This is a genomic window from Ruegeria atlantica (assembly GCF_947495585.1).
Classification (GTDB): Bacteria; Pseudomonadota; Alphaproteobacteria; order Rhodobacterales; family Rhodobacteraceae; genus Ruegeria; species Ruegeria atlantica_G.
This window is the reverse complement of sequence record NZ_CANLZK010000001.1, coordinates 219390-233560: the sequence shown is the minus strand read 5'-3', so window position 1 is coordinate 233560 and position 14171 is coordinate 219390. Positions and strand designations below refer to the sequence as shown.

The 14171-nt window shown below is 57.6% G+C and carries 17 protein-coding genes; 12 read left to right on the top strand and 5 right to left on the bottom strand.

Annotated features, from left to right (window positions below):
- The first annotated feature begins 118 nt into the window (after window positions 1-118).
- The gene (locus tag QMP16_RS01150) at window positions 119-1750 is read left to right on the top strand and encodes a hypothetical protein (RefSeq protein WP_282150918.1); all 1632 of its coding nucleotides are present in this window, start codon (window positions 119-121) and stop codon (window positions 1748-1750) included.
- Window positions 1751-1824: 74 nt separating this feature from the next.
- On the opposite strand, the gene QMP16_RS01145 is transcribed toward QMP16_RS01150, so the two are convergent.
- The 5 genes from QMP16_RS01145 to nthA all read right to left on the bottom strand — a co-directional run bounded on the left by QMP16_RS01145 (window position 1825) and on the right by nthA (window position 5079).
- Entirely contained in the window at window positions 1825-2067 is a 243-nt protein-coding gene (locus QMP16_RS01145) for a DUF2842 domain-containing protein (protein ID WP_109311720.1), read from the bottom strand.
- On the bottom strand, window positions 2067-3359 hold the full coding sequence (locus tag QMP16_RS01140; RefSeq protein WP_058276100.1) for an adenylosuccinate synthase: 1293 nt from the start codon (window positions 3357-3359) through the stop codon (window positions 2067-2069). The genes QMP16_RS01145 and QMP16_RS01140 overlap by 1 nt, the downstream gene beginning before the upstream one ends.
- A gap of 99 nt (window positions 3360-3458) precedes the next feature.
- Window positions 3459-3794 (bottom strand): nitrile hydratase accessory protein, encoded by a 336-nt coding sequence (locus QMP16_RS01135; protein ID WP_058274830.1) that lies wholly within the window; start codon window positions 3792-3794, stop codon window positions 3459-3461.
- On the bottom strand, window positions 3791-4468 hold the full coding sequence (gene nthB / locus QMP16_RS01130) for a nitrile hydratase subunit beta (RefSeq protein ID WP_282150917.1): 678 nt from the start codon (window positions 4466-4468) through the stop codon (window positions 3791-3793). Before nthB ends, QMP16_RS01135 begins: the two co-directional genes overlap by 4 nt.
- A complete protein-coding gene (nthA, locus tag QMP16_RS01125; RefSeq protein WP_058276103.1) occupies window positions 4465-5079 on the bottom strand; it encodes a nitrile hydratase subunit alpha in 615 nt (204 codons plus the stop codon). The genes nthB and nthA overlap by 4 nt, the downstream gene beginning before the upstream one ends.
- Window positions 5080-5229: 150 nt before the next feature.
- Here nthA and secG point away from each other — a divergent pair, with 150 nt between their 5' ends.
- The 11 genes from secG to QMP16_RS01070 all read left to right on the top strand — a co-directional run bounded on the left by secG (window position 5230) and on the right by QMP16_RS01070 (window position 14115).
- Entirely contained in the window at window positions 5230-5595 is a 366-nt protein-coding gene (gene secG / locus QMP16_RS01120) for a preprotein translocase subunit SecG (RefSeq protein ID WP_058276104.1), read from the top strand.
- Window positions 5596-5753: 158 nt separating this feature from the next.
- Window positions 5754-7397 (top strand): CTP synthase, encoded by a 1644-nt coding sequence (locus QMP16_RS01115; protein ID WP_058276105.1) that lies wholly within the window; start codon window positions 5754-5756, stop codon window positions 7395-7397.
- A 122-nt stretch (window positions 7398-7519) separates the two neighbouring features.
- Window positions 7520-8002, top strand: coding sequence for a bacterioferritin (locus QMP16_RS01110; RefSeq protein WP_058276106.1), 483 nt, complete (start codon window positions 7520-7522; stop codon window positions 8000-8002).
- A gap of 160 nt (window positions 8003-8162) precedes the next feature.
- On the top strand, window positions 8163-8939 hold the full coding sequence (locus QMP16_RS01105; protein WP_282150916.1) for an isocitrate lyase/PEP mutase family protein: 777 nt from the start codon (window positions 8163-8165) through the stop codon (window positions 8937-8939).
- Window positions 8940-9049: 110 nt separating this feature from the next.
- Window positions 9050-9499 carry a TerB family tellurite resistance protein gene (locus QMP16_RS01100; RefSeq protein ID WP_058276107.1) on the top strand — a complete coding sequence of 150 codons (450 nt, stop codon included), beginning with the start codon at window positions 9050-9052 and terminating at the stop codon, window positions 9497-9499.
- A 20-nt stretch (window positions 9500-9519) separates the two neighbouring features.
- Entirely contained in the window at window positions 9520-9957 is a 438-nt protein-coding gene (locus QMP16_RS01095) for a TerB family tellurite resistance protein (protein ID WP_109311990.1), read from the top strand.
- 5 nt (window positions 9958-9962) lie between these two features.
- The gene (locus tag QMP16_RS01090) at window positions 9963-10706 is read left to right on the top strand and encodes a phosphate/phosphite/phosphonate ABC transporter substrate-binding protein (protein WP_348774582.1); all 744 of its coding nucleotides are present in this window, start codon (window positions 9963-9965) and stop codon (window positions 10704-10706) included.
- A 125-nt stretch (window positions 10707-10831) separates the two neighbouring features.
- A complete protein-coding gene (locus QMP16_RS01085; protein ID WP_058274821.1) occupies window positions 10832-11608 on the top strand; it encodes an ABC transporter ATP-binding protein in 777 nt (258 codons plus the stop codon).
- A gap of 31 nt (window positions 11609-11639) precedes the next feature.
- On the top strand, window positions 11640-12353 hold the full coding sequence (locus QMP16_RS01080) for a transporter substrate-binding domain-containing protein (protein ID WP_058276110.1): 714 nt from the start codon (window positions 11640-11642) through the stop codon (window positions 12351-12353).
- 71 nt (window positions 12354-12424) lie between these two features.
- Complete coding sequence (locus QMP16_RS01075) at window positions 12425-13312, top strand: ABC transporter permease (protein ID WP_108858966.1); 888 nt, start codon at window positions 12425-12427, stop codon at window positions 13310-13312.
- Entirely contained in the window at window positions 13309-14115 is an 807-nt protein-coding gene (locus tag QMP16_RS01070; protein ID WP_282118774.1) for an ABC transporter permease, read from the top strand. Before QMP16_RS01075 ends, QMP16_RS01070 begins: the two co-directional genes overlap by 4 nt.
- Window positions 14116-14171: the final 56 nt, after the last annotated feature.

Here is a 14171-nt window from a genome sequence, read left to right as displayed (position 1 = left end):
TCCCGGATTTGGACACATTGAGACCACAAAATGATAGGTTCATGCAGAGAGTTCCGAGCCAATAGGTGTGCCTGCATAAGGTGGTTGGCTCTCGTAGTTTGTAGAGGACGTGCGTCTGATGGTACAGAACAACAAGGTATTGACCGTTTCTTATGGAACCTTCTCCTGCACTTTGGAAGGATTCGACGATTCATTCGAAACGATGAAGGCAATCGCAGAATACTTCCGTGATCTTTCTGCCGACGATCGGTATTTTGGTTCTGAACCCCCACAGCCTGACGCAGAAATGCTGACCCGGATCGCACAGCGTGACGCCGCAAAACATGTAGAAGCCAGCCAGAGCGATTCCGGCCTGTTGCTGCGCGCGACCCAGCAGGCTGCAAAGCCAACCCCTGCTGTGGTTCCAACCGCTGCGCAAGCAGACCCCCAAGTGATGAGCCCCAGTGCCACCCCCCCTGCACAAGGGGCCGAGTCGTTCTTTGCTGATGCCGAGCCGGTTGAAAGCGCGCCTGCCCCAGCTGCCGACAGCATTGCCGCAAAACTGCAGCGCATCCGCGCCGTCGTTTCGCATTCCGAAGAAAACTCGGTGATTTATACGGAAGACGAAGACACAAGCCTGGGTAATCAGCCAGCTGCCCCGAAGGATGCGGTCGCCGCCGCGTTTGAGGCGGGTTCGCTCGAGGCGTCGGATCTTTCGGAAACGGACAAGCCCGAAGCAGCCGCTGAACCGATGGCACCAGCTTTTGAAGCAGAAGAAATCGAGGATACCCCTGCCGTAGCAGAGCCAGTGGCAGAAGCCGAAACAACGGAAGAACCGGTAGAACCCGTACAGCCGTTCTCTATGCAGCAGGACGCCGACTATGAAGACGAGGAAGAGGCGCCCACGCCATCGGCACTGTTCACCGATCTTGAAGAAACGGCCGAAACCGATGAGCCCGGCAATATCTTGAGTGAAGAGACCGAAGAGGATCAGATCGAAGAGGTCGCAGAGACCCAAGAGGGTTATCTGACCGCCGAGGATGAGGCCAATGTTCTAAGCGAGATTTCGAAGGTCGAAGCCGCAATGGACGGTCAATCATCGAACGAAAATGCCCTGGATCAGGATTTGTCCCGCCTGATGGACAAGGCCGACAGCCAGATGGATGATCCCGCGACCAGCACGCAGCGCGAAACCTATTCGCATCTGCGCACGGCCGTCGCCGCAACCGAAGCTGAGCGCGAGGATCGGCCCCAGCAAGAAGAGTCCGAGGAAAGCGGATATCGCGGCGATCTGACCTCGGTCGTCAGCCCGCGCCGCCCCGAGATTCAAGTCACCAGCATGCGCCCTCAGTCGGACACCTCGTCGCCACTGAAACTGGTTGCGGAACAGCGTGTCGACGCAAGGGAACAGGACTCTGGTCCGGTGACCCCGCGCCGCGTTACGTCCAAATCAGAAGACGAATCTGGCGATTCCAACGAAGAAGGTGGTTTTGCCCTGTTTGCACAGGAACAAGGCGCACAATCGCTGCCCGACCTGTTGGAGGCTGCCGCCGCTTACCTGTCGTTCATCGAAGGTCAGGAACAATTCTCGCGCCCGCAGTTGATGAACAAGATTCGTTCGCTCAAGCAGGATGACTTCAACCGTGAAGAAAGCCTGCGCTCGTTCGGTCAATTGCTTCGGGACGGCAAGATCGAAAAAGCCGGTGGAGGTCGCTTCGCTGCATCAACGCAGATCGGGTTCCGTCCTGACGATGAGCGCGCCGCAGGCTGAACTTAAATAATCAAAAGAAAAAGGGGCCGATGCAATCATCGGCCCCTTTTTTGTAAGGTAAAAGAAGTGCTCTCTCAATCTTCCGACTGATCCGGGTCTGCTTGCCCAACGCCTTTGAACACGAATTTGAAGGGCAAGGCCCACACGATGCCCAGGCCGACATAGACCAGCAGTTCAAGCCAGATCGGCGGGCGATCAAGCCAGTTCACAACCGTCACCACAGCCACGATGTAAAGCGGCAATCCGATCAGTAAAAGCGCCAGAGACCAGCGGCGGCGCGCCTTATAGCTGAGGCCTTGTTTCTGTTCCTCTGCCATCAGTCTGCAAACGGGTCTGTCACCAGAATGGTGTCATCCCGCTCCGGGCTGGTGGACAAAAGGGCAACGGGACAATCGATCAGCTCTTCGACCCGGCGCACGTATTTGATGGCATTGGCCGGCAGATCCGCCCAGCTGCGCGCCCCTTCGGTGGATTCGCTCCAACCCGGCATCTCTTCATAAATCGGCTTGCAGCGCGCCTGTTGGTCGGCCGCAGTCGGAAGATAATCCAGACGTTCTCCGTCCAGCTCATAGCCAACGCAGATCTTCAGGGTTTCGAATCCGTCCAGAACGTCCAGCTTGGTCAGTGAGATACCGTTCACACCGCTGGTCGCGCAGGTCTGGCGCACCAGGCAGGCATCGAACCAACCACAACGACGTTTGCGGCCTGTGGTCGTCCCGAACTCGTGCCCGCGCTCACCAAGCCGCTGACCATCGTCGTCGTCCAGCTCGGTTGGGAACGGCCCCTCGCCTACACGGGTTGTGTAGGCTTTGACGATACCCAGAACAAAATCGATAGAACCCGGACCGATTCCTACGCCTGTGGAAGCTTGACCGGCGATAACATTGGACGACGTCACAAACGGGTAAGTTCCGAAATCGATATCCAGCAACGCACCTTGCGCGCCTTCGAACAGGATACGCTTGCCGGCCTTGCGCTTTTCGTTCAACACTTTCCAGACGGGTGCAGCAAACGGCAGAATTTGCGGCGCGATCTCTTTAAGCTGAGCGATCAGAGCATTACGATCAATCGGCTCCAGCCCAAGGCCGTTTCTCAGCGCGTTGTGGTGAACCAAGGCGCGATCAACTCGCAATGCCAGCGTTGCATCGTCTGCAAGATCAGCCACTCGGATCACACGTCGGCCAACCTTGTCTTCGTAGCAAGGACCAATGCCGCGGCCGGTTGTCCCGATTTTCGCAACCGAGTTTTGACTTTCACGCGCCCGATCCAGTTCACCATGGAACGGCAGGATCAGCGGTGTATTTTCAGCAATCATTAGATTTTCAGGGGTGATTTCGACGCCCTGAGCCTGAATGGTTCCGATCTCTTTGATCAGGTGCCAAGGATCCAGCACAACACCGTTTCCGATGACACTCAGTTTTCCGCCGCGAACAACACCGGACGGCAGCGCATGCAGCTTGTAGACTTCACCATCGATGACCAGCGTGTGACCGGCGTTATGTCCGCCCTGAAAGCGTGCAATTACGTCTGCACGCTCGCTGAGCCAGTCGACGATCTTGCCTTTTCCTTCGTCACCCCACTGGGCGCCGACAACAACCACATTGGCCATATCCGGTCCTTTTGCGCTGAGATATCAAACTCGGCTCGTATAACGGGGGTAACGCGACAGGGAAACCGGTAATTCGACGCAGTTGAGCAGTTCCGGGGACTACTTTTCCGTTAGCTGCACCGGATTGCCGTGTGGGGTTGTCAGATATGCGTCTTCCCAGGCGTTGCGCAGCCGGTTTACGTCGTCGGGCATGGCTGTGCCTTGCTCGGCCAACAATGCCTCAAGCGTTTCCAGCCACGCGAAAAAGTAGTCGTTCCCGCCGTTCAGTTCCCGATCCAGCCCATGGCGCTTCAGGGTGTCCGAGAACCGCGCAGCCCAATCGGGCCAATCAAACCGGCCCGTCTCATTTAGTGCGACTGTCACGGCAAACACCTGCGCATGCCAAGGTTCAGCAAAAACAGGCTCAGGGGCGGTATGGGCAACGCAATCGCTCATACCGGGCCCAGATAGCTTTGCCAAAGATCTAAAACCACCTCGTCATTGGGATGTTCCGGGTTGGTCCAAAGTTCGGATGCCGGGAATACAACGGCATATAGTGGCTCAGGCGCGTCTCCCAATCTGTGAGCGCTGGAATCCGGCAGCACGTGCGTCCCGTGCACCATTAGAATGCGCCCCTTCGCTCCGGCGGCATAGTGGGGCAACCGAGTATGACCGCCGTCGACCAAGCGGTTGGCAGTTGGACGTGTTGTCACGACCTCCTGCCCTACCGCATATTCCGCCGCCACGCTCGAGGGCCGATCCGCAGGACCGCCGCTGGCCAGCACACCAGCAACCGCTTCGGCCTTCATCTTGCGGCCCGCCAGCGGGTGTTCTTCTTTGTCTGCCTCGCCACGTAGGTCTTCTTCGGTCAGCACGCCGCTTTCGACCAGCAGGTCCGTCAGGGCTGAAATCCATTTCTCATAATAAGAAAATCTCGTGTAATCCTTGGGTGAGAGCCTCTCGCGGGCGTGACGTGAGATATCAATATTCCATTGGCCCAGCGATCCAGCAGCCAGCGTGACTGCCAATGCCCGCGCATGCCAGTCTTCAGCAAAAACCGGGGCATCATCGGGTTCGGGGTGCACAGGTCCATCGCCGAACCGCCCCCCCATATCGTGAACTCTGGTCATGACGGCACCTTTGGCAGGCCGGTTCCGATCATGCTGTCGCGTGTGACAAGTGCCGCCAACTCGTCTTCGGTTAAGCCATCCGTGTCTTCTGGCCGCATCGGAAGCACAAGGTACCGCACCTCGGCCGTCGAATCCCAAACGCGAACCGAGGACGTCTCGGGCAGGGTCACCCCGAACTCAGCCAGAACCTTGCGCGGCTCACGCACAGCCCGCGCCCGATAGGCATCGGATTTGTACCAACCCGGCGGAATACCAAGCAGCGGCCACGGGTAACAACTGCACAGGGTGCACACGACCATGTTGTGCTGTTCAGGTGTGTTTGCGACGACAACCATGTGTTCGCCCTGACGCCCGTAATAACCCAGATCGGCGACAACCGATGTGGCATCTTTCAGCAACGCGGCTTTGAAGTCCGGGTCAGTCCAAGCTTTGGCAACGACCCGGGCGCCGTTCTGCGGGCCGATCTTGTTCTGATAGGTATCAATAATTTCATCCAGCGCCGCCGGATCGATCAGTCCCTTGCGAGTCAGAATCGTTTCCAGCGCCTTTACGCGCAACGCAGGATCAGGTGGCAAAAGGGTGTGCGGGTGGTCGTGATCATCATGTGGCATGGCCGCAGCCTGCGCGAGGTGCGGCCATGCTGTCCAGTCCCTTTGCCGTGATCTGAAACATCACCGTTCTTGATCCCAACTCATCCCTTGCCCCCGCTGGAAAACTTGCATAAGTACCACGCGATACACGCCACGCTGTACAGGAACACCATGGAAAACGTCGTTCTCATTATCCACCTCCTCTTGGCTCTGGGCCTGATCGCCGTCGTTCTGATGCAGCGGTCCGAAGGCGGTGGCCTTGGCATGGGCGGCGGGGGTGGCGGCGCCATGACCGGACGCGCCGCAGCGACTGCTTTGGGCAAGGTGACGTGGATCCTGGCCGCTTGTTTCATCGTGACTTCAATCACGCTGACCATTCTGGCCGCACAGAAATCCTCGGGTAGTTCGGTGATCGACCGTTTGGGCGTTCCGGCACCAGCACCGACCGAGGAAAGCACACCTGCGGTTCCGTCGGCTGACGATCTGCTGCCTCCGGCAGATGGCGACAACGCGCCGCTGATCCCACAAGCCAACTGATCCACAAAACCTAGAAACCTGAAAGAGAACTGCAACAGCATCTTGCGGTTCTCTTGCGCTATTGGCGCGAATCCTTTATATGTGAAGTCCCGTGGTGCAGCGGTTTTTCGGAACCGTCGGGCAGCTGATTTTGACGTCTCACGGGAGCAGCCGAAAACATGGCGCGTTTTATTTTCATCACTGGTGGTGTGGTTTCGTCTTTGGGCAAAGGACTGGCTTCGGCGGCTTTGGGCGCGCTGTTGCAGGCCCGAGGGTATTCGGTGCGTCTGCGCAAGCTGGACCCCTATCTGAACGTTGACCCCGGCACCATGTCGCCATTTGAACATGGCGAAGTGTTCGTGACCGATGACGGGGCCGAGACCGATCTGGACCTTGGCCACTATGAGCGGTTTACGGGCGTGGCCGCACGCAAGACCGACTCGGTCAGCTCGGGCCGGATTTACTCCAACGTGCTCGAGAAAGAGCGCCGCGGCGACTATCTGGGCAAGACCATTCAGGTAATTCCGCACGTAACCAACGAGATTAAAGACTTCATCTCGATCGGTGAGGATGAGGTCGATTTCATGCTGTGCGAGATTGGCGGCACCGTTGGTGATATCGAAGGCCTGCCCTTCTTTGAAGCAATTCGTCAGTTCAGCCAGGACAAGCCGCGCGGCCAATGCCTGTTCATGCACCTGACCCTGCTGCCCTACATCAAAGCCTCGGGCGAATTGAAAACTAAGCCGACCCAGCACTCGGTGAAAGAGCTGCGCTCGATCGGTCTGGCCCCTGACATTCTTGTTTGTCGCTCCGAGGGTCCGATCCCGGTCAAAGAACGCGAAAAGCTGGCGTTGTTCTGCAACGTGCGCCCGGACAGCGTGATCGCGGCACAGGATCTGTCGACCATTTATGACGCCCCGCTGGCCTATCACCGCGAAGGTCTGGATCAGGCGGTTCTGGATGCGTTCCAGATCAGCCCTGCCCCCAAGCCTGATCTCACAAAATGGGAAGATGTCAGCGACCGCATCCACAATGCCGAAGGCGAAGTCAAAGTCGCCATCGTCGGCAAATACACGCAGCTTGAAGACGCCTATAAATCGATTGCCGAGGCCCTGACCCATGGCGGTATGGCCAACCGGGTTCGCGTAAAAGTCGAATGGGTCGATGCCGAGGTGTTTGATACCGAAGACGCAGCCCCGCATCTGGAAGGATTCCACGCGATCCTCGTTCCCGGTGGATTTGGCGAACGCGGCACTGAAGGCAAGATCAAAGCCGCGCAATACGCACGCGAACACAAAGTGCCCTATCTGGGAATCTGCCTTGGTATGCAGATGGCTGTGATCGAAGCAGCCCGCAATGCCGCTGGCATTACAGAGGCGGGCTCAGAAGAGTTTGACCACGAAGCGGGCAAAAAACGTTTTGAGCCTGTTGTTTACCACCTGAAAGAATGGGTGCAGGGCAACCACAAGGTCGAACGCAAGGTCGGTGACGATAAAGGCGGTACCATGCGTTTGGGCGCCTATGACGCGGTACTGGCCGATGGCTCGAAAGTGGCAGAGGTATACGGCGGCACCAATATCGAAGAGCGCCACCGCCACCGCTATGAGGTGGATATCAAGTATCGCGACAAGCTGGAAAAGGCTGGTCTGAACTTCTCGGGCATGTCGCCCGATGGCCGTCTGCCTGAAATCGTCGAATGGTCGGACCACCCTTGGTTCATCGGCGTCCAGTACCATCCGGAACTGAAGTCCAAACCATTTGAACCGCATCCGCTGTTCCGCGACTTCGTGCGTGCAGCGAAAGACACCTCTCGCCTCGTTTAAGAGCTATCTGTGTCGGACTGTCACCCCGCATTGTTTTGTGGGGTGTAACCTCCTAACTATTTGAACAAGCAGGCCCGCGTGCCGCGTAATTTGATGCAGTTCAAAGATTCAGGAGTATTCCGATGAGCAATTCGACAACGATCACAAACCTCCAACAAGCGCTTCACATGGAAATGACAGCAGCGCATCAGTACCAGTTGCATGCGCATGTGCTGAATGACTGGGGCTTGGACATCCTGGCCGAGAAGATGCGCGGCGAGATGCAGGAAGAACTGGGGCATTCTGATGCCTATATCGAACGCATTCTTTTCCTGGGCGCAAAGCCAGAGCTTGAGCTTCAGAAAAACCCAAAGGCGGCGGACGACCTGGAAGAGATGTTTACCGCAGACCTGAAGGATGAAATGGAAGCCATCGATTTCTACACCCAAGCCGCAGCACAAGCGGCCGAGGCTGGCGACGTTGGAACCCGAACATTGTTTGAACGAATTTTGCTGGAGGAAGAAGGCCACAAAGCATGGCTGGAGACCGAGTTGTCACTTCTCAAGCGGCTAGGCGAGTCGGCGTTCAGCGCCAGATACGTATCTGGCACTGCCGGCCAAGACTAAATCCTCTTCAACTGATCTCACCATGTCGCAGAATTCGGGCCAACAAATGTTGGCCCATTTTCTTTCGTCACCGCAAAGTGACGGTGTGCGGCCAAAAAACACTACTCGGGCACAGTTCCACGTGGTTACTGTTGGGTAAATGATGACAGGAGAGGCCCAAATGACCGATCAAATCCAAAACGCGGAAACCTTTGCGGCCCTGCACAAAAAGGGCGATCCGGTCATCCTTTTTAACATCTGGGACGCTGGCAGCGCCGGTGCCGTGCGGGATGCAGGCGCCATGGCATTGGCGACCGGCAGCGCACCCGTTGCAATGGCGCAGGGGTTTGGCGACGGCCAGAACATCCCGCTGGATGTCGCTTTGGACAACGCCGGCCGAATCGTCAGCGCCGTAGACCTTCCTGTTTCTTTGGATTTCGAGGGGGCCTATGCCGAGGACGCGGTGGGAATCATCGCCAATGTCCAAAGTGCACTTGAAACAGGTGTCGTCGGCTTCAACTTCGAAGACCAGATTGTCGGCACCAAGGACCTATACGACATCGAAACCCAAGCAGCCCGCGTTGGGGCGATGCGCGAAGGCTGCGACGTCGCTGGCGTCCCTGCTTTTGTCAACGCAAGAACGGACATCTTCCTGAAGGCCGCGCCGGAAACGCATGACGAGGCGATGTTGGACGATGCGATGGCCCGCGCCAAAGCCTATGCCGACGCGGGTGCCAACGGATTCTTTGCACCCGGCCTCAAGGATGAGGACATGATCGCCCGGCTTTGCGAATCGACTGATCTACCTGTGAATATCATTGCCCTGCCCGGGACGCCGGATACCGCGACGCTTGCGTCGCTGGGCGTCGCCCGGATCAGTTATGGGCCTGTGCCATACAGGAAGATGCTGGGATGGTTGCAGGATCAAGCGAAACTGGCGCTGCAGTCAGGCGCCTAGCCAGCGGGTAGATACCGATACAAGCGGATACCGGCAAAGTTGTGACCATTCATGGCTATGACGGGTAGTCAGCGCTTGGCGGGCCACAAAATATGGAATAACCTCGCGGCATGTTGAAAAAATTCCTTCAGGCGTTTCGCCCGCCACAGCACGACCATTTGCCCGATCCAGACGCCGAACTGGCCTTGGGTGCTTTGATGGTGCGCGTGGCGCAAGCGGATCGGGATTACAAGCTGGAAGAAATCAGCTTGATCGACCGTATTCTTGCGCGGCTCTATCAGCACAACGCGATCGAGGCCGCCAAAGTCCGCGCCACCTGCGAAAAACTACACGCCGCCGCGCCGGACACCGATACATTCGGCAAGTTGATCCGCGAAACAACTGACCTGCAGGAACGTCTCGCCGCGCTGGACGCTTTGTGGGAGGTCGTTCTGGCCGATGGCAATTCGGACGAAGGCGAAATGAAAATCGTCGAAGAGGCCCGCATCGCCATGGGCCTGAGCTTTAAAGACAGCCAAGAAGCGCATGAACGGGTACAAACGCGCTTGGAACAGAAGTAGTCCGCTTCTATAACCAATTCATGTTCAGCGATTTTCTGTCCCGGCTCACTCAGCCGCAGCCCGACCCACTTGCCGATAACGACGCCCGTTTGGCCCTAACGGCCCTTCTGGTGCGCATCGCCAGATCCGACAACGACTATGCCGACACGGAAATGGCACGAATCGACCGGATATCGGCGGAACGCTATGGCCTGTCCCCTTTTGAGGCCGCAGCCCTTCGCGCCAGCGCCGAAGATCTAGAAGCCGAAGCCCCCGATACCGTCCGCTTTACCCGCGCGATCAAGGAGGCTGTCGCTTACGAAGATCGTCTGGCCGTAGTTCAGGCGATGTGGTCAGTCGCACTGGCCGATGGGCATCGTACCGGCGAAGAAGATTCGCTGCTGCGTCTGGTGGTCAGCCTGCTGGGTGTCAGCGACGTCGATTCTGCCCTGGCCCGGCAAAAGGCAGCAAAATCGTGATTGCAATGCTGGGCATGTATGACATGCCCGCGCTGCAACCAGCCAATGATCGGTTCTGGTCGTTGATTCGGGTGCATCTTGGATTTGGCCCCACGCATCTGACACGCGGCGCCGACGTTTGGGATGTCTGGCATAGCCGCGACCTTGTTTTCTCCCAAACCTGCGGCATGCCTTACCGCACCAGATTGAACGGTAAAGTTCAGCTTGTTGGTACTCCGGACTACGGTTTGGCAGGCTGTCCGCCCGGGTACTACCGGTCTGTTATCGTGGCCCGAAAAGACGATACCCGCGATCTGGACCAGCTTGCCGACGGCACCTTTGCTTACAATGAAGCGCTTTCTCAGTCTGGTTGGGCTGCGCCCATGGTTCATCTGTCACGTCACAGCCGCCTTCCAAGTTCCCGGTTGGAATCTGGCGGTCATGCCCTTTCGGCAGCCGCTGTTAAGGAAGGCCGCGCGGATTATGCCGCGTTGGATGCGCTTACGTGGGAATTGCTCAAAGAACACTCGAATTTGGGCGCTGAGCTTCGCGAGGTCGCAGCAACGGAACCTTCGCCCGCCCTGCCCTACATCACGGCCAATGGTCAGGATGCGCCCCAGATTGCAAAGTCGGTTCGTGCAGCCATCAACGATCTTTCCGCCGCCGACCAAAAGATGCTGCACTTGCGTGGTCTGATCGACATTCCAGCCGAGCGTTACCTTGCCGTTCCCGACCCGTCCCCTGAGGCTGCCAAATTGATCGATCCGTGACCACTTTGGTCAGAACGTCTGGTCATTTTGACAGTTTGTGGCCCGTTCCGTGTCATTTGCGCATTGCATTGCTCTGAATTTTCAGCCCTAGTACCGCACCAACACCAATAGCAGCTGGACCACCCGTGACAGATTCCACTCCGGTCATCGAGATCAAGAACCTACACAAGAGCTTTGGCAATCTTGAGGTATTGAAAGGGGTGGATATCACCGCCAGACGCGGTGATGTCGTCTCACTAATCGGTTCGTCCGGTTCTGGCAAATCGACGCTTCTGCGCTGCTGCAACCTGTTGGAAGACAGCCAAGAGGGCGAGATTCTGTTCAAGGGCGAACCTGTCCGCTGGACTGGCAACGCACATAACCGCCGTCCGGCCGATCCCAAACAGGTCCTGCGCATTCGCACAAACCTGTCGATGGTGTTTCAGCAGTTCAATCTGTGGGCCCATATGACCATCCTGCAAAACGTGATGGAGGCCCCCGTGACCGTCATGGGCCGCGACAAGGCAGAGGCTGAAGACAGCGCCCGTAGATATCTGGAAAAGGTCGGCATCGGCGACAAATGCGACGCGTATCCTGCGCAACTGTCAGGCGGTCAGCAGCAACGCGCCGCGATTGCGCGCGGCCTGTGCATGGAGCCTCAGGCCCTGCTGTTTGACGAGCCCACATCGGCGCTAGACCCCGAACTGGAACAGGAAGTGATCAAGGTGATCAAGGATCTGGCCGCCGAAGGCCGCACCATGATCATCGTGACACACGATATGAAAATGGCTGCCGATATCTCAAGCCATGTGGTGTTCCTGCATCAAGGCCTCATCGAAGAAGAGGGCCTGCCGGAAGACATCTTTACGACCCCTGAATCCACGCGACTTCAGGGTTTTCTCTCCGCCACCATGGCGGCATAAATTCAGGACAGAACCAAAAAGGGGAGTAACAATGAAAAACCTGATTCTGACCACAGCAGCACTGGCGCTGAGCGCCGGTATGGCCATGGCCGATACGGTCCGCATGGGCACCGAAGGCGCCTACCCTCCGTGGAACTTCATCAATGACGCCGGCGAGATCGACGGTTTCGAGCGTGAGCTGGGCGACGAGCTGTGCAAGCGCGCAAACCTGGAATGCGAATGGGTCAAGAACGACTGGGATTCGATCATTCCCAACCTGGTGTCGGGCAACTATGACGTCATCATCGCGGGCATGTCGATCACTGACGAGCGCGACGAAGTGATTGATTTCACTCAGAACTACACGCCGCCAGATCCGTCGGCTTATGTTGCAACCTCCGACGACGTAGATGTCGCGAACGGCGTTGTTGCGGCACAGACCGGCACCATTCAGGCCGGTTACATTGCTGAATCCGGCGCAACTCTGGTCGAGTTCGCCAGCCCCGAAGAAACCATCGCAGCCGTGCGCAATGGCGAAGCTGACGCCGTTCTGGCCGATAAGTCTTTCCTTGCGCCGATTGCAGATGAAGACGCGGACCTGCGCTTTGTCGCCGAAGATGTCCCGCTGGGCGGTGGTGTCGGCATCGGTGTGCGCGAGTCGGACGGTGATCTGAAAGAGAAGCTCAACACTGCCATCCAGTCCATGAAGGACGACGGCAGCCTGAACGAGCTAATCACCAAATGGGAAGTGTCCTCGACCTTCTGATCTGAATCAGGTTGCGCGCCCCAATACCGGGGCGCGCCGCCCCTGAGCCTTAGCACCTCAAGAGGCCCGCCATTTTCTCGTTTTGCACTGATCCCGATACGCTGGGCACGTTCCGCTGGTTTTCCTGCTACCTCACCAACGGCGTACACTGGTCGTTTTACCTGTCATTCCTGAAGGTTCTGCTGTTGCTGGCCGTCACAGCGCCCGTAGCGTTGAGTTTCGGGTTCGTTGGTGCCATGGCCGCCCGCTCGCATATCCCCCCCGTCAGCTGGCTGGGCAAGGGCTATATCGCGATTGTACGGGGTGTGCCGGACATCGCCTTCTTCATGTTCTTTGTGATCGCTCTGGATCAGGCTTTTGAATGGACGCGCCATAAGATCCTTTGCCCCGATTGGCCGGACCCGATCCGCCAGGGCAACGACTTCATCGTTTGCCAGTCGGCAAAACTGCCGCTCAGCACCGCTCCGGAATTTGTGCATGAGACCTATGGTTTCTTCCTCGCGGTGATCACCTTCTCGATCGTTTTCGGAGCTTTTGCGGCCAACGTGCTGTTTGGCGGAATGCGGGCGGTTCCCCATGCGCAGCTGGAAACAGCAGCCGCTTATGGCCTGTCCCCCAGCCAGACATTCTGGCGCATCCTCGTGCCGCAAATGTGGGTTTACGCCCTGCCCGGCCTGTCGAACCTGTGGATGGTGCTGATCAAAGCCACCCCACTGCTGTTCCTGCTGGGCATCGAAGACATCGTCTATTGGGCCCGCGAATTGGGCGGGACCAAGACCACGAAATTCACCCAATACCCCCATGGCGACTGGCGGATGTGGTACTTCCTGGCTCTGCTGATCTTCTACCTCGGCATGACCCGCGTCTCGGAAATCGGGCTTGAAAAGCTGATGCGCCGCCTGTCCCACGGACAGGCCACATCAGGCGGAGAGCTTCTGCGCAAGGAGACCACCGCATGAGCTGCATCCAGACCATCCAGGATTACGGCCTGCGTTCCCTGGGCCTTGGTGAGCGGCTACTGCCGCGCAACGATTTTACCCTGTGCGAGCAATTCACCCTGATCGGTTCAGGCATGATCTGGAATATCTATTTCGGCATCATGGCACTGGTCACCGGGTTCTTTCTGGCAACCGCCGTGGCAATGGGCAAAGCATCCACCAACAAGTGGCTGCGCAAACCGTCCGAGTGGTTCATCTTTATCTTCCGCGGCTCGCCGCTGTTCATCCAGTTCTTCTTTGCCTACTTCTTCTTCCTGTCGCTGAAGAAGTCCTATCCCATGTTCGACGCCCTGACGTCGGCATGGCTGGGGGCGTTGATCGTTTTGTTCCTGAACACCGCCGCCTATACCGGTGAGATCTTCTATGGCGCGCTGCGCTCGATCCCCAAGGGTGATATCGAGGCCGCTGATGCCTATGGCATGTCGGGCTGGTCGCGGTTTCGCCGGATCATTTGGCCCACCATGCTGCGTCTGGCCTGGCCTGCCTACACGAACGAAGCGATCTTTCTGTTTCACGCCACCACGCTGGTCTTCTTCTCGGCCTTCCCCGCCTGGCAGCAACGTGGCGACGCGCTGTACTACGCCAGCTATTTCGCCGACAAGACGTTCAATCCGTTCATTCCCTACCCGATTCTGGCCTTCTACTTCATCCTGCTAACACTGGTGGTGGTCGGGGTGTTCGGGCTGATCAACAAACGACTGAACCGCCACTTGCCAGCGGCCAGAAAGGCCAAGATGAGGTTCCGTTTGAACCTGGCGCGCTAAGTCAGGCAACCAAACAATTCGGCACCCGGGCTTGTTTTGGGCCCGGTTTTTTCTTG